This is a genomic window from Streptococcus penaeicida, assembly GCF_002887775.1.
In the GTDB taxonomy this organism is placed as follows: Bacteria; Bacillota; Bacilli; order Lactobacillales; family Streptococcaceae; genus Streptococcus; species Streptococcus penaeicida.
Genome location: NZ_LOCM01000021.1, coordinates 18,404 through 45,317 on the forward strand (window position 1 = coordinate 18,404; position 26,914 = coordinate 45,317).

25 protein-coding genes and 4 pseudogenes are annotated in these 26,914 nt (G+C 38.7%); 24 read left to right on the top strand and 5 right to left on the bottom strand.

Translation table 11 applies throughout. The annotated features are described in order from the left end of the window. Positions 1-160: 160 nt before the first annotated feature. Positions 161-1,614 (top strand): annotated as a pseudogene (locus tag AT575_RS05375) (YfcC family protein). A gap of 134 nt (positions 1,615-1,748) precedes the next feature. Here AT575_RS05375 and AT575_RS05380 read toward each other — a convergent pair. The 3 genes from AT575_RS05380 to AT575_RS05390 form a co-directional block, all read right to left on the bottom strand. After that, positions 1,749-2,051, bottom strand: coding sequence for a DUF1827 family protein (locus AT575_RS05380; RefSeq protein WP_102777486.1), 303 nt, complete (start codon positions 2,049-2,051; stop codon positions 1,749-1,751). A 36-nt stretch (positions 2,052-2,087) separates the two neighbouring features. Beyond that, entirely contained in the window at positions 2,088-2,534 is a 447-nt protein-coding gene (locus tag AT575_RS05385; protein ID WP_102777487.1) for an NUDIX hydrolase, read from the bottom strand. Between the two features lie 122 nt (positions 2,535-2,656). Continuing rightward, the gene (locus AT575_RS05390; protein WP_102777488.1) at positions 2,657-4,945 is read right to left on the bottom strand and encodes an ATP-dependent Clp protease ATP-binding subunit; all 2,289 of its coding nucleotides are present in this window, start codon (positions 4,943-4,945) and stop codon (positions 2,657-2,659) included. A gap of 280 nt (positions 4,946-5,225) precedes the next feature. On the opposite strand from AT575_RS05390, the gene AT575_RS05395 reads away from it, so the two are divergent. From AT575_RS05395 to AT575_RS10555, 18 genes and pseudogenes are all read left to right on the top strand, one after another. After that, positions 5,226-5,456 (top strand): DUF1797 family protein, encoded by a 231-nt coding sequence (locus AT575_RS05395; protein WP_071792713.1) that lies wholly within the window; start codon positions 5,226-5,228, stop codon positions 5,454-5,456. A 156-nt stretch (positions 5,457-5,612) separates the two neighbouring features. Then, positions 5,613-6,296, top strand: a complete 684-nt coding sequence (locus AT575_RS05400; protein WP_102777489.1) for an amino acid ABC transporter permease — start codon at positions 5,613-5,615, stop codon at positions 6,294-6,296. Next, positions 6,296-7,029: pseudogene (locus AT575_RS05405) on the top strand (amino acid ABC transporter ATP-binding protein). Before AT575_RS05400 ends, AT575_RS05405 begins: the two are co-directional and overlap by 1 nt. 113 nt (positions 7,030-7,142) lie before the next feature. Then, on the top strand, positions 7,143-7,997 hold the full coding sequence (locus AT575_RS05410) for a bifunctional methylenetetrahydrofolate dehydrogenase/methenyltetrahydrofolate cyclohydrolase (protein ID WP_102777490.1): 855 nt from the start codon (positions 7,143-7,145) through the stop codon (positions 7,995-7,997). Next, the gene (locus tag AT575_RS05415) at positions 7,994-8,836 is read left to right on the top strand and encodes an NAD(P)H-hydrate dehydratase (protein WP_102777491.1); all 843 of its coding nucleotides are present in this window, start codon (positions 7,994-7,996) and stop codon (positions 8,834-8,836) included. Before AT575_RS05410 ends, AT575_RS05415 begins: the two co-directional genes overlap by 4 nt. A gap of 119 nt (positions 8,837-8,955) precedes the next feature. Next, positions 8,956-10,294: pseudogene (xseA, locus tag AT575_RS05420) on the top strand (exodeoxyribonuclease VII large subunit). Beyond that, the gene (locus AT575_RS05425; protein WP_102777492.1) at positions 10,272-10,487 is read left to right on the top strand and encodes an exodeoxyribonuclease VII small subunit; all 216 of its coding nucleotides are present in this window, start codon (positions 10,272-10,274) and stop codon (positions 10,485-10,487) included. Before xseA ends, AT575_RS05425 begins: the two are co-directional and overlap by 23 nt. Further along, complete coding sequence (locus tag AT575_RS05430; RefSeq protein WP_102777493.1) at positions 10,487-11,356, top strand: polyprenyl synthetase family protein; 870 nt, start codon at positions 10,487-10,489, stop codon at positions 11,354-11,356. Before AT575_RS05425 ends, AT575_RS05430 begins: the two co-directional genes overlap by 1 nt. After that, on the top strand, positions 11,349-12,176 hold the full coding sequence (locus AT575_RS05435) for a TlyA family RNA methyltransferase (protein ID WP_102777494.1): 828 nt from the start codon (positions 11,349-11,351) through the stop codon (positions 12,174-12,176). Before AT575_RS05430 ends, AT575_RS05435 begins: the two co-directional genes overlap by 8 nt. Further along, positions 12,163-12,633, top strand: a complete 471-nt coding sequence (locus tag AT575_RS05440) for an arginine repressor (RefSeq protein WP_102777495.1) — start codon at positions 12,163-12,165, stop codon at positions 12,631-12,633. The genes AT575_RS05435 and AT575_RS05440 overlap by 14 nt, the downstream gene beginning before the upstream one ends. 18 nt (positions 12,634-12,651) lie before the next feature. Then, on the top strand, positions 12,652-14,313 hold the full coding sequence (recN, locus tag AT575_RS05445; protein WP_102777496.1) for a DNA repair protein RecN: 1,662 nt from the start codon (positions 12,652-12,654) through the stop codon (positions 14,311-14,313). A 130-nt stretch (positions 14,314-14,443) separates the two neighbouring features. Beyond that, positions 14,444-15,283: a DegV family protein gene (locus AT575_RS05450; RefSeq protein ID WP_102777497.1), complete on the top strand. Its 840-nt coding sequence runs from the start codon at positions 14,444-14,446 to the stop codon at positions 15,281-15,283. Further along, a pseudogene (locus AT575_RS05455) lies at positions 15,276-16,117 on the top strand (SGNH/GDSL hydrolase family protein). The gene AT575_RS05450 and the pseudogene AT575_RS05455 overlap by 8 nt, the downstream one beginning before the upstream one ends. Further along, entirely contained in the window at positions 16,095-16,682 is a 588-nt protein-coding gene (locus tag AT575_RS05460) for a YpmS family protein (protein WP_102777498.1), read from the top strand. The pseudogene AT575_RS05455 and the gene AT575_RS05460 overlap by 23 nt, the downstream one beginning before the upstream one ends. A gap of 97 nt (positions 16,683-16,779) precedes the next feature. Then, positions 16,780-17,055 carry an HU family DNA-binding protein gene (locus AT575_RS05465; protein ID WP_071792735.1) on the top strand — a complete coding sequence of 92 codons (276 nt, stop codon included), beginning with the start codon at positions 16,780-16,782 and terminating at the stop codon, positions 17,053-17,055. Positions 17,056-17,335: 280 nt separating this feature from the next. Next, on the top strand, positions 17,336-19,189 hold the full coding sequence (locus AT575_RS05470) for a heavy metal translocating P-type ATPase (protein WP_102777499.1): 1,854 nt from the start codon (positions 17,336-17,338) through the stop codon (positions 19,187-19,189). Between the two features lie 72 nt (positions 19,190-19,261). Beyond that, entirely contained in the window at positions 19,262-19,501 is a 240-nt protein-coding gene (locus AT575_RS05475) for a hypothetical protein (RefSeq protein ID WP_102777500.1), read from the top strand. A 63-nt stretch (positions 19,502-19,564) separates the two neighbouring features. After that, positions 19,565-19,825: a hypothetical protein gene (locus AT575_RS10555; RefSeq protein ID WP_129587066.1), complete on the top strand. Its 261-nt coding sequence runs from the start codon at positions 19,565-19,567 to the stop codon at positions 19,823-19,825. 383 nt (positions 19,826-20,208) lie between these two features. Here the strand turns inward: AT575_RS10555 and AT575_RS05480 are convergent, their stop codons facing one another. Next, positions 20,209-20,520, bottom strand: coding sequence for a hypothetical protein (locus AT575_RS05480; RefSeq protein ID WP_102777501.1), 312 nt, complete (start codon positions 20,518-20,520; stop codon positions 20,209-20,211). A 132-nt stretch (positions 20,521-20,652) separates the two neighbouring features. Next, complete coding sequence (locus tag AT575_RS05485) at positions 20,653-21,588, bottom strand: dihydroorotate oxidase (protein WP_102777502.1); 936 nt, start codon at positions 21,586-21,588, stop codon at positions 20,653-20,655. A 236-nt stretch (positions 21,589-21,824) separates the two neighbouring features. Between AT575_RS05485 and AT575_RS05490 the strand changes: the two genes are divergently transcribed. The 5 genes from AT575_RS05490 to pbp2b all read left to right on the top strand — a co-directional run bounded on the left by AT575_RS05490 (position 21,825) and on the right by pbp2b (position 26,905). After that, positions 21,825-22,520, top strand: a complete 696-nt coding sequence (locus AT575_RS05490; RefSeq protein ID WP_102777503.1) for a phosphoglycerate mutase — start codon at positions 21,825-21,827, stop codon at positions 22,518-22,520. Between the two features lie 224 nt (positions 22,521-22,744). Further along, positions 22,745-23,263: a transcription repressor NadR gene (locus AT575_RS05495; protein WP_102777504.1), complete on the top strand. Its 519-nt coding sequence runs from the start codon at positions 22,745-22,747 to the stop codon at positions 23,261-23,263. A gap of 70 nt (positions 23,264-23,333) precedes the next feature. Next, positions 23,334-23,876, top strand: a complete 543-nt coding sequence (locus AT575_RS05500; protein WP_102777505.1) for a hypothetical protein — start codon at positions 23,334-23,336, stop codon at positions 23,874-23,876. A 93-nt stretch (positions 23,877-23,969) separates the two neighbouring features. Next, entirely contained in the window at positions 23,970-24,740 is a 771-nt protein-coding gene (locus tag AT575_RS05505) for a formate/nitrite transporter family protein (RefSeq protein ID WP_102777506.1), read from the top strand. Positions 24,741-24,766: 26 nt separating this feature from the next. Beyond that, the gene (gene pbp2b / locus AT575_RS05510; protein WP_102777507.1) at positions 24,767-26,905 is read left to right on the top strand and encodes a penicillin-binding protein PBP2B; all 2,139 of its coding nucleotides are present in this window, start codon (positions 24,767-24,769) and stop codon (positions 26,903-26,905) included. Positions 26,906-26,914 lie beyond the last annotated feature (9 nt).

Below are 26,914 nucleotides of genomic sequence, written 5' to 3' on the forward strand. Positions count from 1 at the left end.
GCTTTAAAAAATATAAAATGTTATAATTTCTAATGTAAAGCGATTACATTAATGTATTTTTTCACTATTTCATTTAAGATTGGAGATTCTTATGACTCAAGAAGCTAAAGCAAAGAAAAAAAGAGGTTTTCCTTCTGCTTTTACAGTATTATTTATCATTATGTTGTTAGCAGCCGTTCTAACTTATGTTGTTCCTGCTGGTTCATTTGAACGTTTACTGTACACTCCTGAAACTCAAACCTTCACATTAACCGATGTAGATGGGGGTACTAAAGAAGTACCAGCAACACAAAAAACATTAGATAAATACCATATCACAGTGCCATTAGAAAACTTTAAAAATGGTTCTGTAAAAAAACCTGTTGCTATTCCAGACTCTTACAAAAAAATTAAACAACGTCCTCAAGGGTTATTAGCTGTATTGAGTGCTCCTGTAACTGGTTTAACTGGAAGTATTGATATCATTGGTTTTGTTCTTATCTTAGGTGGTAACATTGCTATTCTAAATGAAACTGGTGCTTTTGCTGCAGGAATTTCTTCATTATCTCGTAAAACAAAAGGTCATGAATTCTTTCTCATTGTTCTTGTTTCACTTTTAGTAACAGCTGGTGGAACAACATTTGGTATGGCAGAGGAATGTATCGCTTCTATCCAATTCTTATGCCAATCTTCCTAGCTGCTGGTTATGATGCTATTGTCGGTATTTCAGCACTCTTCCTAAGCTCAGCTATCGGAACAATGTTCTCTACAACAAACCCATTCTCAGTTGTTATCGCATCAAATGCAGCAGGCATTTCATTCTCAACTGGTCTTGGATTTAGACTTGTCTCATTATTTATCGCTGAACTCATTACATTATTGTACATTCATCGTTATGCTAAAAAAGTAAAGGCTGATCCAAGCAAATCAATTGTTGCGGACATGATGCCTGAGATTAAAGACCATTTCTTAAAAGACTACAACCCAGAATTGGAAATTCCATTTGACTGGCGTCGCATCTTAATGTTAACTATCTTTGCTGCAGGTTTCCCAGTTCTTATTTGGGGAGTTTCAGTTGGTGGATGGTGGTTCGAACAATTGACTACACTCTTCCTTGGAATTGGTTTAATCAATATGTTTTTATCAAACCTAGGTGAGAAAAAAGCAATCTCAGTCTTTATTGAAGGAGCAGCAAGCTTAGTCGGTGTTGGTCTTATTATCGCTGTAGCTCGCGGAACTAATATCATCATGGATGGCGGAGCAATCTCTGATACCATCTTGAACGCAGCATCAGGTTTAATCTCAAATGTTAACGGCGTTATGTTCTCATCTGTACAAATGATTTTGTTCTCATTCTTGGGAATTTTTATCCCATCTTCATCTGGTCTTGCAACACTTTCAATGCCAATCGTTGCACCACTTGCTGACGTGGTAAATGTTGGTCGTGAAGTAGTCGTTTCTGCTTATAACCAAGGTCAAGGATGGATGGCATTCATCGCACCAACTGGACTTATCATGGTAACTCTTGAATTAGTTGGTGTTACATATGACCGTTGGTTCAAATTTGTTTGGCCATTGATGGTAATTATTGGTGTCTTTGCCCTAGTAATGCTCGGTTTAATGGTAGTCCTTTAAGACAACATATAAAGCTAAAGGATACAAATTTTCAAAAATAAAGGGTCCCTATCTAAAGTAGGGATTTTTTTGTGATTTTTGATAAGCGATTCTAGATACTAGAAAAGCCACTCTTGTAAAGAGTGGCACTTTTTTTATTCTTTAATTTGGAATGACATTTCAATGAGATTATTGGTGTGAAGCGTTTTGGATTGACCTGGAACAATGTGTTCAGGATTAATTTTCCGCTTCAGAAAAAATTGACGGATAGCATCTAACTCTTCGTCTTTTATGGCACGGTATTTATTGGAAATCAATAGTTCATAGTGGGTTGCTGCTTTTGTAAAAATAACATCTGTATTCCCTGCAGAGTAGACCTCGACAAGTTGGGCATCTGTATTTCGTAGCTGATTCTGAACAAGTTCAGGATGGCTACTAGTTGTATTGATTAGTCTCATACTATCCTCCAAATTAAGATGAATTTATATTAACGATTAATGATGATGCTTTTGCCACTCAGTCACACCCCATTTGTGGCTACCTCTTTTAAGTTTATCAATGGCTTCTTCGACAGGGAACCAAGCTAATTGATTAAAGTCTTCCAAGGGTTTGTCCTCAATCTTGTATGAGGTTACTTCATAGAGGTATGCTGGGTTATAATAATAAGTGTCACGATGACGAGAGTAGAAGTACTCATCGGCTTGACCGTAGTAATAACCGATTTTTGCAGAAAAGCCAAGTTCTTCCATTAACTCCCGTTCTAAGGCAGCCATATGATCTTCACCTTCCTCGATTTCACCACCTGGTAGAAACCAAGCACCATTTGGAGCTTGGATCAAAATGATTTGGTTAGCTTCTTTATTTGGAATGATGGCATAGACGCCAAATCGAGACTGATAGTCTTGGTCATTCTTTATTTCGCCGAAAACTGGAACTGTCATAAGCCCCCTCCTTTAATCTATTATACTAAAAATTTGCTGAATAATCTTATAAAAATTTGTATTTTTTAGAAAAAAATCACATATAAGAATAAGAAAAGAGTGCTAATAGCACTCTTTGTAAACTATTCAATGACTTCCGTCACATTTTGTTTTTTCTCGGTTTTTTTAGCTGACTTGATGACAATTTTACCATTTGAGGACATCATGGCTTTTAAGTCTTTTTCTGTTGGGTTATCTAGATAGAAATCGGTGATAGCATCTTCGATGTGTTCCTGAATGGTACGTCTTAATGGACGAGCACCCATTTTTGGATCATAACCAAGATCAACCAATTTTTCTTTGACTTTTGCAGTGACATCAAGGTGGATATTATTATTAGCTAAGCGCTTATTGACATCATCCAACATTAAATCAACAATTTGAAGCAAGTTGTCTTTGCTTAAAGCTTGGAATTCGATAATGCCATCAAAACGGTTCATAAATTCGGGACTAAAGAAGTTGCTTAGTTCTCCTAGGACAGAATTAGTACGACCTTCCCTGGCAGCTCCGAAACCAACTGAAGCTTCAATTTTACCAGTTCCAGCATTTGAAGTCATGATAATAATGGTATCCTTGAAGCTTACAGTGCGACCTTGGCCGTCAGTTAAGCGACCATCATCCAGAACTTGTAAGAACATGTGCATGACATCAGGATGGGCTTTTTCCACCTCGTCTAAAAGTATTAGAGAGTAAGGATTTCGTCTTACTTTTTCGGTTAGCTGACCAGCTTCTTCATAACCAACATAGCCTGGAGGGGCACCAACTAATTTAGCAACAGCATGTTTCTCCATGTATTCGGACATATCAAAGCGAATCATGTTATCAGCTGAACCAAAGAGTTCAAGAGCTAATTGTTTAGATAATTCTGTCTTACCAACCCCAGTAGGACCAACAAAAAGGAAAGAACCAATTGGCCGGTTTGGGCTACCTAAACCAACACGATTTCTTCGGATTGCTTTAGCAATCTTATCAACAGCATCATCCTGACCAATAACATGGGCTTTTAAATCAGCAGCCAGATTCACCAATTGTGATTGTTCTTTTTCTTTTAAATCACCAACTGGAATGTTGGTTTTTTGCTCAACGATGGCTTCAATGGTTTTTTCAGTGATGATAGGAATATCTTGCTCATCCACTTTTTGCTTTTGCATTTCCTTATATTTGGCGATTTGGTCGCGAAAATAAGCTGCGCGTTCAAAATCTTCATCACGAGTGGCTTGCGCTTTTAAATTTTCAGCTTCTACAAGGCGTTGATCAATTTCTTTAGGGTCAACAAAGTTTAGGGTCAAGTTCATTTTTGAACCCGCTTCATCAAGTAAGTCAATCGCTTTGTCCGGTAAGAATCGATCTTGGATATAACGATTGGACAAGTTTGCGGCTGCCTCGATAGCATCCTGACTATATTTAACATGGTGATAGTCTTGGTATTTACCTTGGATCCCTTTTAGAATTGTGATGGTTTCTTCGACAGAAGGCTCATCCACCTTAACTGGCTGCATACGGCGTTCTAGTGCGGCATCTTTTTCAATAATACGGTACTCGTTAAGAGTAGTAGCACCAACCAATTGTAATTCACCACGTGCTAAGGCTGGTTTTAAGATATTGCCAGCATCCATGTTGCCATCACCAGCGCTACCGGCACCAACAATTTCATGGATTTCATCAATAAAGAGAATAACATCTTGACGATTGCGAATCTCTTCCATCAATTTTTGCATCCGCTCCTCAAATTGACCGCGGATACCAGTACCTTGGACCAAACTAACCACATCCAAACGGATAACTTGTTTATGTTGCAATTTATGAGGAACATCTCCGTCCACAATTTTTTGAGCAAGCCCTTCAACAACTGCTGTTTTACCAACACCTGGTTCTCCAATAAGAACGGGATTGTTCTTGGTGCGACGATTTAAAATTTCAATAACACGAACGATTTCGTCATCTCGACCGATAACAGGATCGATGTCGCCACGACGAGCGATTTCAGTAACATTAATACCAAATTCTTCTAGAAGTCCTGGTTCTCTTTGAGCAGGACGTGGATTTGAACCAGGTCTTGCGGCTTGTCCATTTTGGTGGTTATTTCCACCATTACCCCCACCTTGGCCTCCTGCCTGCGTTGGAGGCGTATTTGGTAATTGACCGAAGGCTCTAAAGTTATTAAGATCTCCGAAGAAATCATCAAAGAAGGGAGTTAGGGAATCTCTTTGTTCTTGAGATTTAGAATGCATGCCTCCTAAGATAGGGTTGTTTGCATCAGTTTTCATAATTTGATAGCAATTTTGACAAAGATCAATCTGTCTTTGTTTGCCATTCACATTTGTATATAAGTGAATAGACGCTTCATTTAATTTACAATTTTGACAAAGCATAAGTTACCTCCTAGGGCAAATAATAAAAAGGGAACCATTTAGTCAATAATGGTCAAACTTTATAGTCATATTATAGCACCCTTGATATGGAAATCAAGTAAAAAGTTCAAAAATTAGCACTTGCTAGTTAAGAGTGATAAATACAGTCTATCTAACCTCCTTCCAGTCACTTTACATGAAAATGAGTGTGAAAAAACAAATAAAAATGGTCCTTTTTGTGTTGGTTTACTTATTTTTATGTTAAAATATAGGGGATAATAAAACGAATAGGAGAAAAGAAATGGAATCACATTTAGTGAGAATCATTAATCGTCTTGAATTAATGGTCAATGATGGTGGAAATTTAAAAAGAAATTTTGAACGTGAAGGTGTAGTTGTTGCTGAAGTTTCATTTTCAAACGATCCTGACAATGGTCCTGTCTTCACATTACGTGATGTTGAAGCGCGTGAATCATATTCATTTGATAGCATTGATTTAATTGCTATGGAAATCTACGACTTATTATATTAATAATCCGTCCTTAAACTATTTTTAAAAAAGCTTACGTTCAGTGAGTTTTTTTGTTTTGCTTAAGAGTGAAAAAATGAAAATTGTTATTGTATTTTTATTCAGTTGATGTTATAATTATTTCTATTATTTTGTTTTAGAAATGATTAGGGGACATATATGGATTTTTCTTTTTTACCTAAATATTGGGCATATTTTAATGATGGTGTGCTTATCACCATCCTCATTTCAGTATGTGTCGTTTTTTTTGGAACCATTATTGGAGTTCTGTTGACCTTTATGAAACGTAGTAATAATAGAGTTTTTAAATGGTTAGCGAATTTTTATATTTGGATTTTCAGGGGTACTCCCATGGTTGTACAGATTATGATTGCCTTTGCCTGGATGCACTTTAATCAAATGCCAACCATTTCATTTGGTGTTTTGGATTTGGATTATTCCCGCTTGCTACCTGGTATTATTATAATATCGCTTAACAGCGGAGCATATGTCTCGGAAATTGTTCGAGCGGGGATTGAGGCTGTGCCCAAAGGGCAACTTGAAGCTTCTTACTCCTTGGGTATTGTCCCAAAAAATGCTATGCGCTATGTTATTTTGCCACAGGCTTTTAAAAACATTTTGCCGGCTCTTGGCAACGAATTTATCACTATTATCAAGGATAGTGCCTTGCTACAAACAATTGGGGTGATGGAGTTGTGGAATGGTGCTCAATCTGTTGTGGCTTCAACTTACTCACCTGTAACACCCTTGCTTTTTGCGGCTTTCTACTATTTGATGTTAACCACACTTTTGTCCTATTTATTGGGCTTATTAGAGAAGAAATTGGGACAAGGAGCAATGTAATGACAAAATCACTGATTGACATTAAAGGTTTATCCAAATCATTCGGCCAAAATCAGGTCTTAAAAGGGATTGATTTAAGTATTGCAGAAGGTGAAGTAGTGGTTATTATTGGCCCTTCTGGATCTGGAAAATCGACCTTGTTAAGATCACTGAACCTCTTAGAAGTACCGAGTCAAGGGACTATTCTTTTTGAAGGACTTGATATTACGGATAAAAAAAACAATATTTTTAAAATGCGGGAAAAAATGGGCATGGTTTTCCAACAATTTAATTTATTTCCCAATATGACAGTTCTAGACAATATCACCTTGTCACCTGTTAAAACAAAAGGCTTAAGCAAAGGGCAAGCTCAAGAGAAAGCTTATCAGCTCTTGGATAAGGTTGGCTTAAGAGATAAGGCAAAGGCTTATCCTGCAAGTCTTTCTGGTGGTCAGCAACAGAGGATTGCTATTGCAAGGGGCTTAGCATGGAGCCAGATGTCATGCTTTTTGATGAGCCAACTTCAGCTCTTGATCCGGAAATGGTAGGTGAAGTTCTGGCAGTTATGCAAGATTTGGCCAAATCAGGAATGACCATGGTGATTGTAACGCATGAAATGGGCTTTGCTAAGGAAGTAGCTGACCGGGTTATTTTTATGGACCAGGGACAAATTCTTGAAGAGGGGCATCCTAAGGCTATTTTTGAAAATCCTCAAGAGGTCAGAACTCAAGATTTTTTGAGTAAAATACTTTAAAAGGCTGTAAAGATTTTAGAAAATTAGACTAGAAGATAAGATTCAAATTAATGAGGACTTTGCTTCCTCGTTTTTTTGGTATAATAGACAAAAAGTAGTTAAGGGAGTAATAAATGGTAACAGTTATTGATGGTAAAGCTTTAGCACAAAAGATGCAGAGCCAATTAGCTGAAAAAGTGCAAAAATTGAAAGCAGAACACGGGATTGTTCCAGGCTTAGTTGTCATTTTGGTAGGTGATAATCCCGCAAGTCAAGTTTATGTGCGTAATAAAGAACGATCCGCTCTAGCTGCAGGCTTTAAAAGTGAGACGGTTCGTTTGTCAGAATCCATTTGCCAAGAAGAACTAATCACCATTATTGAGCAATACAATCAGGATCAATCTATCCATGGCATCTTGGTACAACTTCCCTTACCAAGCCATATCAATGATAAGAAAATCATCCTAGCCATTGATCCTAAAAAAGATGTCGATGGTTTCCACCCAATGAATACTGGCCACCTCTGGTCAGGACGCCCGCTGATGGTACCGTGTACACCAGCTGGAATTATGGAAATGTTTAGTGAGTATGGTATTGATTTAGAAGGCAAACATGCCGTCATCATTGGCCGATCAAACATTGTTGGGAAGCCAATGGCGCAATTGCTTTTGGATAAAAATGCAACGGTGACCCTTACGCATTCTCGCACCCGTCATCTGCCTCAAGTCACAAGCCAAGCAGACATCTTAATTGTTGCCATCGGTCAAGGTCACTTCGTGACAGCTGACTTCGTCAAAGAAGGAGCAGTGGTCATCGATGTCGGCATGAATCGCGATGACAATGGCAAACTGATTGGTGATGTGGAATATGACCAAGTGGCAGCTAAAGCTAGCTATATCACCCCAGTACCAGGAGGAGTTGGCCCGATGACCATTACCATGCTCTTAGAACAAACTTATCAAGCAGCCCTAAGAAGTGTTAGCAAATGATTCTGGAAGAAAGTATCCTGATCCAGGTCATTCAAAAACGCCCTCGTAAAAGTCATAAAGGCGATTACGGTCGTTTGCTACTGATTGGTGGTTTTTACCCTTATGCAGGTGCTATTATTATGGCCGCACAAGCAGCAGTAGCCAGTGGGGCTGGCCTGGTCACAGTGGCAAGCGAAAAAGAGACCATTAGTCCTCTCCACGCTCGCCTGCCAGAAGCTATGGCCTTAGACGTCGCAGACCAAAGTTTATTCTTACAGACCTTGAAAGCTGCCGATAGTGTCTTGTTAGGTCCTGGTCTTTCGGAGAATAGCAAAGCTGAGAGCCTATTTGATTTAGTCATGGAGCATCTGTCAGAAGAGCAAGTCCTCATTCTGGATGGCTCCGCAATTAACCTCATGGCCAAAAGAAAACCCAAGCTAAAAGTCGGTCAGAATCTAATCCTGACGCCCCATGAAAAAGAGTGGGAACGCCTATCAGGTTTGGCTATTAATGAGCAGACCGAAGCGACCAGCCAAGAGGCTTTGAAGCAGTTTCCACAGGCAACTATTTTAGTAGCTAAAAGTCATCAAACCAAATTAATTCAAGGGAAATCCATTTATCACCTTTCAGTTGGTGGTCCCTACCAAGCGACAGGCGGTATGGGAGACACTTTGGCTGGCATGATTGCTGGTTTTAGTGGCCAATTTCCGCAGGCCAGTCTTTTTGAAAAGGTTCAAGCTGCGACCTATTTACATGCTTATATTGCTGAACAAGAGGCAAAAGAAGCCTACGTGGTTTTGCCAAGTCGCATTAGTCAAGTCATCCCCAAATGGATGCAGACATTTGCTAAAAAATCCTAAATCTTATGGAGCCTAGGGCTCCTTTTTTTGTATCTAAGCCAAGCTTTTTAAGGGGAAAAATGGTATAATGGCTCTTGTATATACTGGTCTTTCTGACCAAAAATAAGGAAAGGAATCTGATGTCTGATTATTTAAGCGTTAGTCAACTAACCAAATATCTCAAATTAAAATTTGATCGGGATCTATTTAGAGCGGGTTTATTTAACAGGTCAGGTTTCGAATTTTCGAAAAAGACCTAGTCATCAATATTTTTCCTTAAAAGATGAAGGTTCTGTTATCCAAGCAACACTGTGGGCAGGAACCTACAAAAAATTAGGATTTGACTTGGAAGAAGGCATGAAAGTCAATGTCGTGGGTCGTGTTCAAATCTATCAGCCTTCTGGCTCTTACTCTATCATTATTGAAAAAATTGAGCCAGATGGCATTGGTGCTTTGGCGATTCAGTTTGAGCAATTAAAAGCAAAATTAACCCAAGCCGGATTTTTCAATGACAGTCATAAACAGGCATTGCCCCAATTTGTCAGTAAAATCGGTGTCATCACTAGTCCTAGTGGGGCCGTCATCAAAGATATCATCACAACAGTATCAAGACGTTTTCCTGGAGTTGAAATCCTTCTCTACCCTACTAAGGTCCAAGGGGCAGGCGCAGCTCAAGAAGTTGTTGCCAATATTCAAAGGGCCAATCAAAGAGACGACTTGGATTTGTTGATTGTCGGACGGGGCGGAGGTTCTATCGAGGACCTTTGGGCCTTTAACGAAGAAATCGTGGTCGAGGCAATCTTTGAGTCACGCCTCCCGATTATCTCTAGCGTTGGGCATGAGACAGATGTGACCTTGGCTGATTTTGTGGCCGATCGCCGAGCAGCCACACCAACAGCGGCAGCTGAACTAGCGACACCGGTCACTAAAAGCGATATTATCTCTTGGATCAGTGATCAGCAAAACAGGGCTTATCAGGCTAATCTCAGGCTGATTAAACAAAAATCAGACAACCTAAGAAAACTGTCACAATCAGTTATCTTTAGACAGCCAGACCGCCTATATGATGGCTACCTGCAAAAAATTGATCGCCTGCAGTCGCAACTACAGTACAGTATAAAGCAAACCATTGGGCAAGCACAGCAAGCAGAAATCCAAGCCCGACATGGTCTCCAATCACTTGATATGGTCACAAAAATCAACCGGTACCAAGAGAAAGTTACCTACATTGAGCAGTGGCTGAAAGTGGATATGCAAAAACGCTTTGATCAGCGCTTGGCGCGTTTTGAGAAAGCTCAAGATACCTTATTATCCTTAGATACCCAAAGAATTATCGCCCGAGGCTATAGTATCTTACGCAAAGAAAATAAAGTCCTTACCTCCATTAAGCAAACGCAAGCTGGCGATTTATTAGCCGTGGAATTGAAAGATGGACAATTAGAAGTAGAGGTTAAAAATGTCAAAGAAGCAAACATTTGAAGAAAGTTTACAAGAATTAGAAGCTATCGTCAGCAAACTTGAAAATGGTGATGTGCCCTTAGAAGAAGCCTTGACTGAATTTCAAAAAGGGATGATTTTATCAAAAGGCTTGCAAAAAACCTTACAAGAAGCTGAAAAAACCTTGGTTAAGGTCATGCAAAATGATGGTACAGAAGTTGAGATGGAAAACTAATGGATAAGTTAGCTAAGATTAACCAAACCATTGCTTCTTTTTACCGAAGCAAAGCTGCTGTTTCGACTGAGATGATTGAAGCTATCCTTTACTCAGTAGATGCTGGTGGCAAACGGATCAGACCCCTTTTCTTATTAGATGTCTTAGAAGCTTTTTCCATCCCTTTAGAGGAAAGTCATTTTGCGGTAGCAGCTGCTTTAGAAATGATTCATACAGGTAGTCTCATTCATGATGATTTACCTGCTATGGATAATGATGATTACCGTCGTGGTCGCCTCACCAACCATAAAAAATTTGATGAAGCCACAGCTATTTTAGCTGGCGACAGCCTTTTTTTGGATCCATTTGCTTTAGTGGCTGGAACTGATCTTCCTGCTCAAGTTAGAGTTGACTTGATTCAATGTCTCTCTGATTCTTCAGGGACTTTCGGCATGGTTGGCGGTCAAATGCTAGATATGAAAGCGGAAGGTCAAAAGTTGTCTTTAGACCAACTGCAAGCCATTCACCGCCATAAGACCGGCTGTTTACTGGCCTTCCCATTTTGGGCAGGAGCAAGAATTGCGGATGCCCAAGAAGAGGTTCAAGAAAAATTTCTTCAAGTTGGTCATTTGGTTGGTCATGCCTTTCAAGTTCGTGATGATATTCTGGATGTGACTGCTGATTTTGACCTTTTAGGGAAGACGCCGGAAAAAGATTTAGCGGCTGATAAAATGACTTATCCAAGTTTGCTTGGGCTTAATAAATCCTACCAGATTTTGAATCAGGATATTGATCAGAGTTTGGCGATTTTAGCTGAATTAGAAATGGCTCAAATCGTTAAAGCAGATGCCGTCAAGGATTTGATAGAAAGGTTGCGTCTTCATGCCTAAAGAAAGAGTTGATGTTTTGGCTTTTAAACAAGGCCTATTTGAGACTCGGGAACAAGCTAAACGTGGCGTTATGGCCGGCTTAGTTGTTGCTGTCTTAAATGGTCAACGCTATGATAAGCCAGGTGAAAAAATTGATGAGGACACTGAACTCAAACTTAAAGGTGACAAACTTAAATATGTGAGTCGTGGCGGTCTCAAATTAGAAAAAGCACTAGATGTCTTTGCCATTTCGGTTAAGGATCAGGTGACTATTGATATTGGTGCCTCAACTGGTGGTTTTACAGACGTCATGCTTCAGTCCGGTGCCAAATTAGTCTATGCTGTGGATGTGGGTACCAATCAATTGGTCTGGAAATTAAGACAAGATGACCGTGTGCGTAGTATGGAACAATATAATTTTCGTTATGCCCAATTAGAAGACTTCACAGAAGGCCAACCTCATTTTGCAAGTATCGATGTCTCTTTTATCTCTTTGAGTCTGATTTTGCCAGCTTTACATGCTATCTTAGCTGAACAAGGTCAAGTGGTTGCCTTAATTAAACCCCAATTTGAAGCTGGCCGTGAATTGGTTGGTAAAAATGGTATTGTCAAGGACAAGGCTGTCCATCAAAAAGTTATTGAGGATGTTATGGCCTTTGCCGAAAATTTCGGATTTATCATTAAAGGACTTGATTTTTCGCCAATCCAAGGTGGTCATGGTAACATTGAGTTCTTATTACATTTGCAAAAATCGGACACTTCTTTGCAATCTGAGGCAGTCGATATCCTAGCACTTGTTGACAAAGCACATAAGGAATTTAAGAAAAATGAAGAAAAATGAACGCTTGAATTTAATTAAGAAAATTGTTTTATCTCATGATATTGAAACTCAGCATGAATTGTTGGCGCTCTTAAGAGAACATGGGCTTGAGTTAACTCAAGCAACCATTTCACGTGATATGAATGAAATTGGGATTGTTAAAATCCCTTCAGGTTCTGGTCCCTACATCTACGGTTTATCGCAAGATTCTGGGAAAAAGATTAGCCAACGTCCCTTGTCTATACGTTCAACCATATTGTCTATTTCTGAAAAAAATCCAAGTTTAAAACAACACCTCTATTTAAAGGTGGTGCCAGGAAATGCTATGGTTATTAAACGCTACCTTTGTCAAGATTTTGCGGACCGACTTTTTGGTGTTATCGCCGACGATGATAGTATCTTGATTCTAACAAAGAGTGAAGCTGATGAGGATATCATTCGCGATGAAGTTTCAGAATGGATGAATCAAAAATCATAAAAAGAAAGGGTCAGCCATATGCTTTTAGAAATTTCCATCAAGAATTTTGCAATTATTGAAGAGATTTCCCTTAATTTTGAAAATGGCATGACTGTTTTGACAGGTGAAACGGGTGCCGGGAAATCCATCATTATCGACGCCATGAATATGATGTTGGGGGCTCGTGCTAGTCTGGATGTTATTCGCCATGGTGCTCAAAAGGCTGAAATTGAAGGTTTTTTCTCTATCGATCAAAAAGAAGAACTGGTTTCTGCCTTAGAAGCCAATGGCATTGCGGTGGAAGATGAACTTATTATACGCCGTGACCTCTTCGCAAATGGGCGGAGCGTCAGCCGGATTAACGGCCAAATGGTTAACTTATCAACTTTAAAGGAAGTTGGTCAATTCTTAGTGGACATCCACGGCCAACACGATCAGGAAGAATTAATGCGTCCAGCTCACCATTTAGCAATCTTGGATGCCTTTGGCGATTCCCATTTTCAAAAAACCAAAGAGTCTTATCAAAATACTTTTGACCGTTATAAAAACCTGCGCAAGGCAGTTCTTGAGAAGCAGAAGAATGCTCGTGAGCATAAGGAACGGATTGACATGCTAGCCTTTCAAATTGCCGAGATTGAGGCAGTTGATTTGCAGGCTGGTGAGGATGTCCGTCTGCATGCTGAACGTGACCGTTTGATGAATCATAAATTGATTGCTGATACTTTAACCAATGCAGCTGTCATGCTAGATAATGACGAACTATCAAGTCTAGCTAATATTCGCTCTAGTATGAATGATTTGTTGGCGCTTGAAAATTACGATCCTGACTATAAACAGATGGCCAGTAACATTTCGGAAGCCTATTATATTCTTGAAGATGTTAATAAGCAGCTAACAGATACAATTGATAATTTGGATTTTGATGCAGGTAGACTTTTGGAAGTTGAGAGCCGCTTGGATATTATTAATAGTTTAACTCGCAAATATGGGGGAACAGTCGACAATCTCTTGGACTATTATGCCAATATTGATAAGGAATACCAACTCCTAACTGGCAGTGAAAGCTCCAGCCAAGATTTAGAGGTCGAACTGAAAAAAGAAGAAAAGGCCTTGGTCGCTCAAGCAGCTGATTTGAGTCAGCAAAGGCACCAATTGGCTAGTCTTTTAGAAGCTGATATCAAAAAACAATTGCAAGACCTCTACATGGAAAAAGCTGACTTTAAAGTTCAGATGACGCCTTCCAAGTTTAATCGAAATGGTAATGAAGCTGTTGAATTTTATATCTCGACAAACCCAGGTGAAGGCTTTAAACCATTGGTGAAAGTTGCTTCTGGGGGAGAATTGTCACGCCTGATGTTGGCAATTAAAGCTTCCATCTCAAGTAAGGCAGATAAAACAAGCATTGTATTTGACGAGGTCGACACAGGGGTTTCAGGCAGAGTAGCCCATGCCATTGCGCAAAAAATTTATAAGATTGGTCAAAACAGCCAAGTTCTAGCGATATCCCATTTGCCGCAAGTCATTGCCATTGCCGACTACCAATTTTACATTTCTAAGGAAAGTAAAAATGATAGTACGGTCTCTAAAGCAAGACTTTTGGATAAAGCGGAAAGAATCGAAGAAATCGCTAAAATGATAGCAGGAACTGATATTACAGAAACGGCTCGTCAACAGGCCCGTGATTTGCTGGAAAATCATTAAGAAGAAATAAGTCAGAAAAAGATGATAATATCATCTTTTTCTTCTGTCTTTTAGTGTGAGAACTTTTGATTTATTGCCGAAACAGTGCTAAAATATAAGGATAATAGTTTCGTTTTAGATAGGAAAAAACATGGGAAAGATTAAAATTGTTACGGATTCATCAATAACCATTGAAAAAGAATTAATCGAACAATACGATATTACTGTCGTACCACTATCTGTTATGATTGATGGTAAATTATATTCAGACAATGATCTTAAAGAAGAAGGTCATTTCCTCTCACTTATGAAAGCTAGCAATCAACTCCCAAAAACCAGTCAGCCCCCAGTAGGTTTATTTGCCGACTACTATGAAAAATTAGTAGCTGACGGCGCTACTGATATTGTTGCTATTCACTTAAATCCGATTTTGTCTGGAACCATCGAAGCTTCTCGTCAGGGGGCTGAAATAGCTGGGGCACCTGTTCATGTTCTTGATTCATCATTTACTGACCAAGCTCTCAAATTTCAGGTTATTGCAGCAGCAAAATTGGCTCAAGAAGGGGCTTCTCTTGATGAAATACTTGCAAAAGTTGCTGAAGTCAAAGAAAAAACAAGCCTCTACATTGGCGTGTCTACACTTGAAAACCTTGTAAAAGGTGGCAGAATTGGTCGTGTCACAGGAGCAATCAGCAGCTTATTAAATATCCGTTTATTAATGGAATTAATTCCTGATCAGCTAAAACCAATTGCCAAAGGAAGAGGGAATAAAACCTTTTTCAAATGGTTGGAAGCACATATGACGGAATTGGCAGCAAAACCAATTGCTCAACTGGCCATTTCCTATGCAGGTGACCGCCAATTAGCAGATCAGCTTCTCGAAAGAATAAAACCTTTTTACTCAGGACCTGTTTCTGTCTTGGAAACTGGTTCTATTATCCAAACACATACAGGAGAAGGCGCTTTTGCCGTCATGATACAATATGAATAATAAAGAATTGCTAAAAATCTTAGCTTTCTTTTCCTTGTCACTTTTGTTATCCTTATTATTTTTTAACCAAGTTATTCCCAAATCACAGTCTCAATTAAGAGCTAGTGATTTTTTAAATCAGGAAAAGAAAGAACTTTCTTATATTGCAATCGGCGACTCCTTAACAGAGGCGTCGGTGATTCAACTGGTCAGGGTGGCTTTATTCCTTTACTAAAAAAAGATATTGAAGCGCATTACCCAGTCACAATTCAAATACAAAATTATGGAGTATCTGGCAACACCAGTCTGCAAATTTTAAAACGAATGCGTCAGGACAGAAGCCTGCAAGCCGATTTAAAACAAGCAGATTTGATGACCCTAACAGTTGGTGGGAACGATGTTATGGCTGTCATACGTAAAGACTTGACCAATTTAGACATGTCTTCATTTGATCAGCCTATGCTTGATTATCAGGAAAGATTGGGAAAAATTATCGCAATAGCAAAGAAGAGCAATAAAGATATCCATATTTATGTTCTTGGTATTTATAATCCTTTTTACCTCAATTTTCCAGAAATGACTCAGATGCAAGAAATTGTCGATAATTGGAATCAGAAGACAAAAGAAACCTTGTCACAATATAAAAATGTCCACTTTGTTCCCATTAATGACCAATTGTACAAGGGAATTGATGGCAAAGAAGGTATTGTCCAGTCAGAAGGGGATAAAAAACGGATATTAAATGATGTCTTATATTCTGGCGACCATTTTCATCCCAATAATATTGGCTATCAAATCATGTCAGACACAGTAATGGAGAGTATTAAAAAACATGAACAAAAATTTACAAATTAATTGGTGGAAGTGGGCCTGCTTGCTGATTTTAGCCATGAACATCGCCTTTGTTGTCGTCATTGGTAGCCGCCTAATTCAAATTCGCGAACCTGAAACAGAACATATCAAGGTCAGTAAACAGAAAAATATCAGAGTTGGAACCGTTACGACCAATCGGCAACAACTGAATAAAACGGTAGCTTCATATTTAAAAGACTATCAGAATAAGGACATGTCCTACGATATTTATGCTTCTAGCACATCAATTGTCTTTGAGGGAAAATACAAGCTACTAGGGTACGAAGTCCCTCTTTACGTCTACTTCCAGCCCATTGCTTTAGCTAATGGAAATGTTCAGTTACAAGTGTCATCGATTTCAGCAGGAACCTTACCATTACCAGAAGCAGAAGTCCTTCAATATCTTAAATCAAGCTATGATTTGCCAGCTTTTGTTAAGGTCAAACCGAAGGAATCATCACTAGTTGTTAACCTCAGTAAAATCAAGAATGATGCTGACATTTATCTTATGGCTAAAAAGATTGACTTGGTAAATGATAAAATTAGCTTTGATATTTACAAGAAATAGGCAAAATAACGTTAAATACTTGACCTATAAGCATTTTTTAGATATTATTGTACTTGTTAAAGCATATTGCTTATTAATTAATTGGAGGATTTGTTAAATGGCTAACAAACAAGATTTAATCGCAAAAGTTGCAGAAGCAACTGAACTTACTAAAAAAGATTCAGCAGCAGCTGTAGACGCAGTTTTTTCAGCAATTGAAGGATTCCTTTCAGAAGGTGAAAAAGTTCAATTAATCGGATTTGGTAACTTTGAAGTTCGCGAACGCGCAGCTCGTAAAGGTCGTAACCCACAAACTGGTGCAGAAATCAAAATCGCTGCATCTAAAGTACCAGCTTTCAAAGCAGGTAAAGCTCTTAAAGACGCAGTAAAATAATCGCATATACAAAAAGCCTATTGTAGCAAGCTTTCAAGCCTACTCAATAGGCTTTTTTTTTGATGAGTTTTTACTTTTGGGGCATTTTTGGGGTAAAAGAGGGGCAAACGGCTAGAATCCACTCAAACATGCTAAATAGATGCCTTGATTAGAACTTAAATTACTTTCCTGGTTAAGCTTAATTAGAATTATTCTAAAGTACTTGACTTTTTTATTTAGAATTATTATAATTAAGATAAATTAAATAGTTAGAATATTTCTAGCTTGGAGGGAAAATTTTATGACTTGGATCAAAGAGCATATTCATTTATTGGAAACGATAACATGCTTACTATTAATTTTAATTGGTTTACCACTATTTGGTTCAAATCCTAGTCTGGCATCATACTTTTTTATCGCTGCCTTCCTTATTGGGGGTTATGAATCTGCTAAAGCAGGACTAGAGGATTTATTTGTTAATAAGCATCTTTCTGTTGACGTCTTAATGATTCTTGCAGCTATTGGGGCTGGTATCATTGGTTATTGGTTAGAAGGGGCCTTGTTAATCTTCATATTCTCCCTTTCCAATACATTGGAAGAAATGGCGATGGAAAAAAGTAAAAATGCCATTTCTGCCTTAATGAACCTAACACCGGATACTGCCCGCAAAATTTTGGCTGACGGTTCTATTGAAGAAGTTGGCACTAAAGATTTAAAAATTGGGGATAAATTACAGGTCCGTAAAGGGGAGTCTGTTCCTATTGACGGGGAGTTGCTCAGTGATTTTGGGCAATTTGATGAATCCATGGTGACGGGTGAGCCAATTACAGTTGATAAAGGAGCTAAAGACAATTTGATTGGCGGTACCATTAATGAGGGCCAAACCATCGAGATGTTGGTAACAGTTGAAAATGAGGACACCCTCTTTGCTAAGATCGTCAACCTGGTTGAATCTGCTCAAACCCAAAAAAGTAAAACAGCGACCTTCATTGAAGGTCTGGAAGATAACTATGTGAAAATGGTTCTGCTTTTAGTGCCTATCTTCATCCTCTTTTGTCACTTTGTCCTTGGTTGGACTTGGTTGTCTGCATTTTACAGGGGAATGATCCTACTGACAGTTGCTTCACCATGTGCTTTAGTTGCTTCGTCTACACCAGCAAGTTTAGCTGCTATCAGCCGCGCTGCCAGAAAAGGTTTGGTCATTAAAGGCGGAGATATCATCGATAATATGGGTGATATTAAAGCCGTCGTTATGGATAAAACCGGTACTTTAACGCAAGGTAAGCCATCTGTTGTTGATACCCATTATGTGGGTGACAAGGCGGAAATTGATGCCTTGGTGAAAACAGCAGAAGAAGCATCTACTCATCCGATTTCAAAAGCCTTGCTAGAATATACTGGTGACATCAATCGCCTTGCTATTGAAGATGCTGAAGAAATTTCCGGTAAAGGTTTTATCTTCTGTTATCAAGGACATGAATGGCGTATTGGGAAAAAATCCTTTATTTTAGAAGTGGTTAATCATATTGACCATTTAGAAGCTGAAATTGATACCTTTGAAGGTCAAGGGAAAACCCTAATCTTTGTTAGTCGTGATAAGGAATTAATGGCTTACTATGCATTGCTTGACGATATCAAGAAAGAATCCTTAGAAGCTGTTAAAATGATGCATGATCTTGGTATTAAAACAGTTATGTTGACTGGAGACCAAGAAAAAACAGCTAAATATGTAGCTGAAAAATTAGGGATTGATGATGTCGTAGCTAACTGTATGCCTCAAGATAAGGTTGCTCGTTTAGCTGAAATTAAAGAAAAATATGGTTTTGTAGCCATGGTTGGTGATGGGATCAATGATGCGCCAGCTCTAGCTCAAGCTGATGTTTCCTATGCCATCGGTGCGGGATCTGATATTGCTATGGAAAGTGCTGATTCTGTTATTATGGATGATTTAACCAGAATTCCATTCTCTATTAAACTTTCTCGGAAGATGAAAGGGATTGTTAAACAAAACATTATCTTTGCCCTATCAGTCATTAGTTTATTAATCCTAGCCAATGTCTTCCAAATTGTTAATTTACCTTTAGGTGTTGTCGGTCATGAAGGTTCAACGATTTTAGTTATTCTAAACGGTCTCCGTCTCTTATCCTTTAAATAAAATGAGATAAACTTGATTCTAAACATGAAAGCGTTTATACTATTATTAAAGTCATAATAGAAAGTAGAAACAATGTTAGAATTAGAATTAGGATTGGAAGCAGTATTAGTAGGGTTAGCAATCTTTTCACTTGGTAAAATTTTCTTATTCATAAAGTTATCTGACAAGTTTTTACCTAAAGTTGCTAAAAAAGCTAGTAAGAAAACCTATTATTTAAAAAAGGGCGATCAAAAAATCAGCCCAGCTCAAAAATTTAAAAAGAGACTATTTCAGATGAAATGGTCTTTTTTTAGATTAATTTATTTGATTTGATTTTCGATACTTTTCGGTAGTGGTTCGGACGGGTTTGACAGTCAGGGGAGTGACTGTCAAAGGATGTGTGAAACTATATGGCAGTTAAGACGAGTTTATCCTTTTTTTACTTCTTCACATTCTCTAGCCAATACTGGTAATTGGATTCCAGTCCATTTTTGGTTGTTCCGTCAGGGGCTGTTTGCCGTATCCAGTCTAGGAAGCATGAGCTTGGCCATTGGGGACAACAACGACATCTGTTTCCTTCATGTTGGTCATTTGGGAAATATGGGTGTCGGCTGCTTCTGTGTTTTCGATAAAACTGATGTAGAAGCCATCTCTTAGTTTGGTATCTGATTGCCAGGCGCTTGGGAAGACATCTGTTTGGTAGGCTTCTGAATTTGAAGTTGAGGGACTAGGGTTTTCTGATTGTGATGCATGTGTTTTAGCTGTTATCCATGTCAGAGTTGCTAAGTTTAGTTTTTGGGTATTAGTGATACCAACTTGGCTCAGGTCATTGTCATGAATATTATATTGGTCATCGCTAGCAATGATGTAGGCTTTTCCACCGTTATCAGGGATTTGATAAACCTTACTTTCTGCCAGCGGACTTAAAGAAGACCACTGACTGCTTAGAACTTTACCATCTTCAAAAATAGTGAAGCCTTGTCTATTGCCTCCGGCACTAGCGACAATCGATGAGGCTAATAAAGTGGGCTGTTCGTTAACTAAATAATAGAGGCTTCAGCGAAATCCGCTTTACCAATAATGAGTTCATCAACACCATCATGATTGATATCGTAAAAGGCGTGTGAAGGCGAGTAGTATTGATTAGGATAGCTGGCTAGAATATCAGCATATAAGTCTTCATTTTTTTGTTGGTTTTTAACTTGTGATGAGTTATTTTTCTGATTTGAGCTAGCATTTGTCTTTGCGATTTTGTCAGTTTTTTTAGAGCTGCTTGTCGTGTTTTTAGCAGGTGATGCACAAGATATTAAAAGCAAACTTAGTGGTAAGAGGTAAAAGATTTTTCGATTCATTGCCCAAGTCTCCATTCTTACTTTTATTATAACACTCAAAAAGGATTAACACTTTGAAAGATTAGAGCATTTTAGTTTTAGTCTTAAAAAAATCAGACCCTATTCAGGATCTGATATGATTGTCTCTTGTTCTTAGTTTAAATACTGTAATTTCCCGCGGAAGTCTTCAAGGCTTTCGTAGCCTTTTTCGGTCATGATAGTTTTTAATTCTTCAGTGATGCGCGTGAAGATTTCTGGTCCTTCTTCTTGTAAAGCTGTGCCGATTTGGACCATGCTTGCTCCACAGAGGATATGCTCAAAGGCATCTTGTCCTGACTTAACACCACCTGTTCCAATAATTTGGATGGAAGGGTTGAGGCGTTGGTAGAAAGCGTGGACATTAGCAAGTGCTGTCGGCTTGATGTAATCACCCCCGATTCCACCAAATCCATTTTTGGGTTTGATGATCACACTCTCGTCATCAATGACGAGTCCATTACCGATTGAGTTAACAGAGTTGACGAAGGCAAGGGGGAATTTGTTAAAGACAGCAGCTGCTTGATCAAAATGAACGATATCAAAATAAGGGGGTAACTTAACGCCTAATGGTTTTGTGTAATAAGCAAAGATCTCTGTTAAAAGATTTTCGGTCGTTTCAAAGTCATAGGCGATTTGTGGTTTTCCGGGAACGTTTGGACAAGATAGGTTGAGTTCGACAAGTCCTTGATAAGCTGAAGTTTGAAGGGTTTTTAGGATGGTATGGGTATCTTCTGGTGAGAGGCCAACAACTGAAATAAAATGATTTTTTGAATTTGGCTCTTTTTCTAAGTCAAGAACAAAATCCAAGTAGTAATCGTAGCCCATATTTGGTAGTCCCATGGAATTAATGGAACCAAGACTTGTTGGAGCATAGCGAGGCTCAGGGTTACCCTGACGGGCTTCCAAGGTTCCGGTTTTAGTGACAAAAGAACCAGCAGCAGAAGCTTCAATTTCAAGTAATTCTTCTTTGGTCATGCAATAAACACCGGCAGCATTCATTAGGCAGTTGTCAAAGTTAAAACCAGCAATTTGCGTAGCAGTAGATACCATGATTTCCTCCAGAATTTAGACAAATTTTTTCTATTTTATCACTTGGACATATGCTTGGCAAGAAAAATCTGAAAAAATAATGAAAGATTTATTTATTCCCGAACAATGAAACGCTTTCAATCCCTTTGCATTCTCTTTTCAATTTTATCTGTTATAGACTAGCTTTTTTCCTCTAATTTTTGTAAAATAGTAACTGTAAAAAGGTGTAAAACCTTAAATAAAAGGAGAATTAACTAATGGTTAAATTGGTTTTCGCTCGCCACGGCGAGTCAGAATGGAATAAAGCTAACCTTTTCACTGGTTGGGCTGATGTTGATCTTTCAGAAAAAGGAACTCAACAAGCTATTGATGCAGGTAAATTGATTAAAGAAGCTGGTATTGAATTTGATCTTGCTTTCACATCAGTTCTTAAACGTGCTATCAAAACAACTAACCTTGCTCTTGAATATTCAGACCAATTGTGGGTACCAACTGAAAAATCATGGCGTTTAAACGAACGTCACTATGGTGGTTTGACTGGTAAAAACAAAGCTGAAGCTGCAGAACAATTCGGTGATGAGCAAGTTCACATCTGGCGTCGTTCATACGATGTATTGCCTCCAGACATGGCTAAAGATGACGAGCATTCAGCACATACTGACCGTCGTTACGCACATTTGGATAACTCAGTAATTCCAGATGCTGAAAACTTAAAAGTAACCTTAGAACGTGCTTTACCTTTCTGGGAAGATAAAATTGCGCCAGCATTAGTTGACGGCAAAAATGTTTTCATCGGAGCACATGGTAACTCAATCCGCGCTCTTGTGAAACACATCAAACGCTTAAACGATGACGAAATTATGGACGTTGAAATCCCTAACTTCCCACCACTTGTTTTCGAATTTGACGAAAAATTAAATCTTACTGCTGAATACTACTTAGGTGGTGAATAAGCTATTAGCTCTCATTTGAGGGCTTTTTTTGTGACTTTTGGCTTGGTTTTAAATCTTACTTTGTTTCTAATTTAGGGAATCCCAAAGGTTCCCAGCTGACTTGACAGTAGAACAAGAGAGTCAACCAAACAGCGTTTTTTAGTGCTCCGCGATTTCTTAAAGCATAGTCCAGAAAAGGAAAATGTGGTAAGATAGAATGCAAGAAAGCAGTGAAAGGGAATGAGATGAAAGCAGAGCAAAGAAGACAAGAAGTTTTGGCTATCCTAGAGGAGCAGCAAGAGCCAATTTCAGCTAGTCAATTAGCCAAGAAAATGCAGGTCAGTCGTCAAGTCATTGTGGGCGACGTGGCTTTATTGAGGGCGTCACAGAATGATATTATTTCGACGCCAAAGGGCTACTTAATGCGCAAATCTCTTTATTCAAATGCCTTTACGGCACGCTTAGTTTGTCAACATACTGAGGCGCAAACCTTTGAAGAGCTGTCCATTATTGTAACTAATGGGGGAATCGTTTCGACAGTCGAAGTAGAACATCCTATCTATGGCATGTTAACGGCACCTCTCAATATCAGAAGTCAGGAAGACATTGTCGATTTTATCAAAAAAGTTGAGAAGTCACAGGCGGAATTATTATCTTCATTGACTAATGGCCTTCACAGTCACTTGGTTTCCTGTAAAGACCAGGCTGGTTTTGAAAAGATAAAAAAAGACTTATTAGAAGCGGGAATTCTCTATCAAAACTAAAACATTACAGGTGTCTTGACACCTGTAATGTTTTTGGTTATAATGTCATTTATATAAAAAGGAGATTATAATGACAAAAAAACCAACTCAAACTATTGCCTATGCTTCAATTTTGGTTGCATTTGGCATCTTAATTCCAATGATTATGCCCGTTAAAATTATTATAGGCCCAGCTTCTTTTACTCTGGCTAGTCATCTACCTCTATTTTTAGCCACTTTTATTTCACTTCCAGTAGCCATTTTTGTAGCTTTAGGAACAACTTTAGGTTTCTTTTTAGCAGGATTTCCAATTGTGATAGTGATGCGTGCTTTTTCTCACTTAGCCTTCGCAGGTATTGCTGCTGTACTTATCAAAAAGAGACCTGAAATCCTACAAAACCCAGTACAGTTAGTACCGTTTGCACTGATTATCAATCTCATTCATGCTTTGGCTGAATTTTTAGTAGTCTTACTGCTGACGCGAACAGCCCATACAGAAATGTCTTACATTTGGTCCATTCTTGGACTTGTTGGTTTAGGAACCTTAATCCATGGTATGGTCGACTTCTTCTTAGCTTCATGGTTATGGGTGACCTTAACCAAAAAGTTAGGCTTAAAAATTGCCACCAATTAATAGGATGCAAGCCCTCGAAAGGGCTTGCATTTTTTTAATAAATTGGTATACTTATACAGTATTGTGAAATCTATAACAAAAATTGAGGTAAATATGAAAAGTCCAGAAGAAATATTGAAGGCGACGATTGCAATAGGTCATCATAAAATTGAGAAGTCATTTTTAGCTAAAGCTATCTTAGGTTTTATTGGTGGTGCCATGATCAGTCTCGGATACCTGCTTTATGTCCGGATTGCTGCTAGTGGTTTAGAAACTTTCGGTGCTTTCTCAAGTATTCTCGGGGCTTGCGCTTTTCCAATCGGCTTAATCATTATTCTGATGGCGGGTGGTGAATTAATTACTGGTAATATGATGGCTGTCTCAGCGACTTTCTTTGCCAAAAAAATATCATTGAAAGACTTACTGTCAAATTGGTTAACCATTACCATCTTTAATATCATTGGCGCCTTCTTTGTAGCCTTTGTTTTTGGTCATTTCTTAGGTCTGACGTCAACAGGTATTTTTAAAGAAGAAGTGATACATGTCGCTCAGGCTAAAATTGCGGCTAGTCCAGTCCAAGCTTTTGTTTCCGGTATCGGCTGTAACTGGTTTGTTGGCTTAGCTTTATGGCTCAATTATGGAGCTAGTGATGCCAGTGGTAAAGTTTTAGGCATCTGGTTCCCAGTTATGACTTTCGTAGCTTTGGGCTTCCAGCATAGTGTAGCTAATGCCTTTGTTATCCCAGCTGCCATTTTTGAAGGTGGAGCCAACTGGTTACAATTCATACAAAATTTCACCTTTGTTTATGCTGGAAATATTATTGGTGGAGCCGTTTTTGTGAGTCTCTTTTACTACCTCGCTTTTCATCATCCTGAGCATGATTAAGAAACCTAAAATTTTAAGATCGAGAAATGATTCTCGGTCTTATTTTTGTAAAATATGATAAAATAGTAGGCGACGTTTCAAAAGGAGGTAGTGTCATCAAAAAAGAAGTTTCATCATCGATTATTGTTAAAAAGAAGGCAAGTATACCTCGACGTATCAATTTATTATTTTTAATTATTGTTATATTATTTGTTGCTTTAGTCTTGCGACTATCACAAATGCAGATCGAAGATAAAGCATTTTACGATGCTAAATTAAAGGCTTCGACTATTTACCGTGTTAAAACATCAAAACCTAGAGGGATGATTTTTGATCAAAAAGGTAAACTGTTGGTCGACAATGATGTCAAAGATGCGATTGCTTTTACCAGAAGTCCTGCGGTTTCCGCATCAGATTTAAAGCAATTAGCTCATGATTTACAAACTTATGTTCCTTTTACAGATACAAAGGTAACTGAAAGAGCTAAGATTGATTATTATTTGGCAGATCCAGATGTTTACGCCAAAGTGGTTGAAAAACTACCTAAAGCCAAAAAAGCCGATCATTTTGGAAATAGTTTCACAGAAGGACGTATTTATCAAAATGCAGTGGCTGCGGTTAAGAAGATGGAATTAAATTATTCTCCAGAGGAAGAAAAAATTATTTCCATTTTTGATCAAATGAATGCGGCAGCTAATTTCTATACTGTTAATTTACGTACTGGTGACTTGACAGAAGAAGAAATGGCTATGCTGGTAGCCGATAAAGCCAAGCTTCCAGGAATCTCTCTAACAAAAGATTGGAATCGGGTTGCTAAGGATGCTAGTCTGTCTTCAATCATTGGTAAGGTTTCTAGTCCCGAGGCTGGTCTTCCCCAAGAAGATGCGGCGGATTATTTGAAAAAGGGTTATGCTCTCAACGACCGTGTCGGAACTTCTTATTTAGAGAAACAATATGAAGCCGAATTGCAGGGGCAGAGGGAAATTCGGGAGATAAAAACCAATCGCAATGGTAAAATTGTTTCAAATAAGGTGACGCATAAGGGTGAAAAGGGGAAAAATCTTAAACTAACCATTTCAACTGATTTTCAAGATGGGGTTGATAAGATTGTCAAAAAATATTTTAGCGCAGAAGTTAGCAATGGTAATGGACGTTACTCTGAGGGAGCCTATGCTGTAGCTATGAATCCTAAGACGGGTGCTGTTTTAGCCATGTCTGGTTTGGAACGCGACCCTGAATCTGGTAAAATGGAAAAGAACGCTCTAGGTACCATTACCAATGTCTTTACGCCAGGTTCCGTTGTTAAGGGTGCGACTCTGGCAGCCGGCTGGCAGTCGGGTGTTATTGCTGGCGACCAGATTCTGACAGACCAACCTATCCAGTTTGGTAATTCTAAGCCCATTAATTCTTGGTTTACGGCCGGTCAACAAAATATTTCAGCTATTCAAGCCTTGGAATATTCGTCAAATACTTATATGGTCCAAATTGCCCTCAAAATGATGGGTCAAGATTACCATGTCGGTATGGCCTTGACGACTGATGGCATGAAGAAGGCTATGGAGGCTTTACGTGCCACCTATGCTAGCTTTGGCCTGGGTGCTCCAACGGGTATTGATTTACCGGGTGAGTCAACAGGTTATCTTGCCAAAGACTATACAGTATCTAATGTGGTTACCGAAGCTTTCGGGCAGTTCGATAACTATACTGCTATGCAACTAGCCCAATATGTGTCAACCATTGCTAATGGCGGCAAACGCCTTGCACCTCATTTGGTTGAAGGTGTCTATAAAAATGATGGCAGTAAGGGTTTAGGTCAATTAGAGAGCAACTTATCTGCAAAAGAATTGAATCAAGTCGCTCTGACACCAGAACAGTTGGCCATTATTCAACAAGGTTTTTATCAAGTGGTTAATAGTGGCAGTGCCTATGCGACAGGTAAAGATCTGGCCGGAACGGCGGTTACAATTAGTGGAAAAACCGGAACAGCCGAGACCTATTACAAAGATAAGGACGGCAATGTCCAAGCAACCTTTAACTTAAATGTGGTTGCTTATGGACCAAGTACCGAACCGCAGATTGCTGTAGCAGTTCTTTACCCTCATTCAAGTGATGCCTTAGCAAAAGCCCATCAACATATGGCAAGAGATATTATTAATTTGTACCTGTCCAAAGAAGCAGGTCAATAAAGGAGAAGA

Bases quoted from the DNA above. Each gene is read 5' to 3' on its own strand.
- AT575_RS05380 (WP_102777486.1), bottom strand. From the start codon at position 2,051: ATGAGACTAATCAATACAACTAGTAGCCATCCTGAACTTGTTCAGAAT.
- AT575_RS05490 (WP_102777503.1), top strand. From the start codon at position 21,825: ATGGTTAAATTGGTTTTCGCTCGCCACGGCGAGTCAGAATGGAATAAA.
- AT575_RS05395 (WP_071792713.1), top strand. From the start codon at position 5,226: ATGGAATCACATTTAGTGAGAATCATTAATCGTCTTGAATTAATGGTC.
- AT575_RS05505 (WP_102777506.1), top strand. From the start codon at position 23,970: ATGAAAAGTCCAGAAGAAATATTGAAGGCGACGATTGCAATAGGTCAT.
- AT575_RS05465 (WP_071792735.1), top strand. From the start codon at position 16,780: ATGGCTAACAAACAAGATTTAATCGCAAAAGTTGCAGAAGCAACTGAA.
- AT575_RS05385 (WP_102777487.1), bottom strand. From the start codon at position 2,534: ATGACAGTTCCAGTTTTCGGCGAAATAAAGAATGACCAAGACTATCAG.
- recN (WP_102777496.1), top strand. From the start codon at position 12,652: ATGCTTTTAGAAATTTCCATCAAGAATTTTGCAATTATTGAAGAGATT.
- AT575_RS05500 (WP_102777505.1), top strand. From the start codon at position 23,334: ATGACAAAAAAACCAACTCAAACTATTGCCTATGCTTCAATTTTGGTT.
- pbp2b (WP_102777507.1), top strand. From the start codon at position 24,767: ATGATTCTCGGTCTTATTTTTGTAAAATATGATAAAATAGTAGGCGAC.
- AT575_RS05495 (WP_102777504.1), top strand. From the start codon at position 22,745: ATGAAAGCAGAGCAAAGAAGACAAGAAGTTTTGGCTATCCTAGAGGAG.
- AT575_RS05475 (WP_102777500.1), top strand. From the start codon at position 19,262: ATGTTAGAATTAGAATTAGGATTGGAAGCAGTATTAGTAGGGTTAGCA.
- AT575_RS05470 (WP_102777499.1), top strand. From the start codon at position 17,336: ATGACTTGGATCAAAGAGCATATTCATTTATTGGAAACGATAACATGC.
- AT575_RS05450 (WP_102777497.1), top strand. From the start codon at position 14,444: ATGGGAAAGATTAAAATTGTTACGGATTCATCAATAACCATTGAAAAA.
- AT575_RS05430 (WP_102777493.1), top strand. From the start codon at position 10,487: ATGGATAAGTTAGCTAAGATTAACCAAACCATTGCTTCTTTTTACCGA.
- AT575_RS05435 (WP_102777494.1), top strand. From the start codon at position 11,349: ATGCCTAAAGAAAGAGTTGATGTTTTGGCTTTTAAACAAGGCCTATTT.
- AT575_RS05390 (WP_102777488.1), bottom strand. From the start codon at position 4,945: ATGCTTTGTCAAAATTGTAAATTAAATGAAGCGTCTATTCACTTATAT.
- AT575_RS05415 (WP_102777491.1), top strand. From the start codon at position 7,994: ATGATTCTGGAAGAAAGTATCCTGATCCAGGTCATTCAAAAACGCCCT.
- AT575_RS05400 (WP_102777489.1), top strand. From the start codon at position 5,613: ATGGATTTTTCTTTTTTACCTAAATATTGGGCATATTTTAATGATGGT.
- AT575_RS05485 (WP_102777502.1), bottom strand. From the start codon at position 21,588: ATGGTATCTACTGCTACGCAAATTGCTGGTTTTAACTTTGACAACTGC.
- AT575_RS05410 (WP_102777490.1), top strand. From the start codon at position 7,143: ATGGTAACAGTTATTGATGGTAAAGCTTTAGCACAAAAGATGCAGAGC.
- AT575_RS05480 (WP_102777501.1), bottom strand. From the start codon at position 20,520: ATGAATCGAAAAATCTTTTACCTCTTACCACTAAGTTTGCTTTTAATA.
- AT575_RS05440 (WP_102777495.1), top strand. From the start codon at position 12,163: ATGAAGAAAAATGAACGCTTGAATTTAATTAAGAAAATTGTTTTATCT.
- AT575_RS05425 (WP_102777492.1), top strand. From the start codon at position 10,272: ATGTCAAAGAAGCAAACATTTGAAGAAAGTTTACAAGAATTAGAAGCT.
- AT575_RS10555 (WP_129587066.1), top strand. From the start codon at position 19,565: ATGTGTGAAACTATATGGCAGTTAAGACGAGTTTATCCTTTTTTTACT.
- AT575_RS05460 (WP_102777498.1), top strand. From the start codon at position 16,095: ATGAACAAAAATTTACAAATTAATTGGTGGAAGTGGGCCTGCTTGCTG.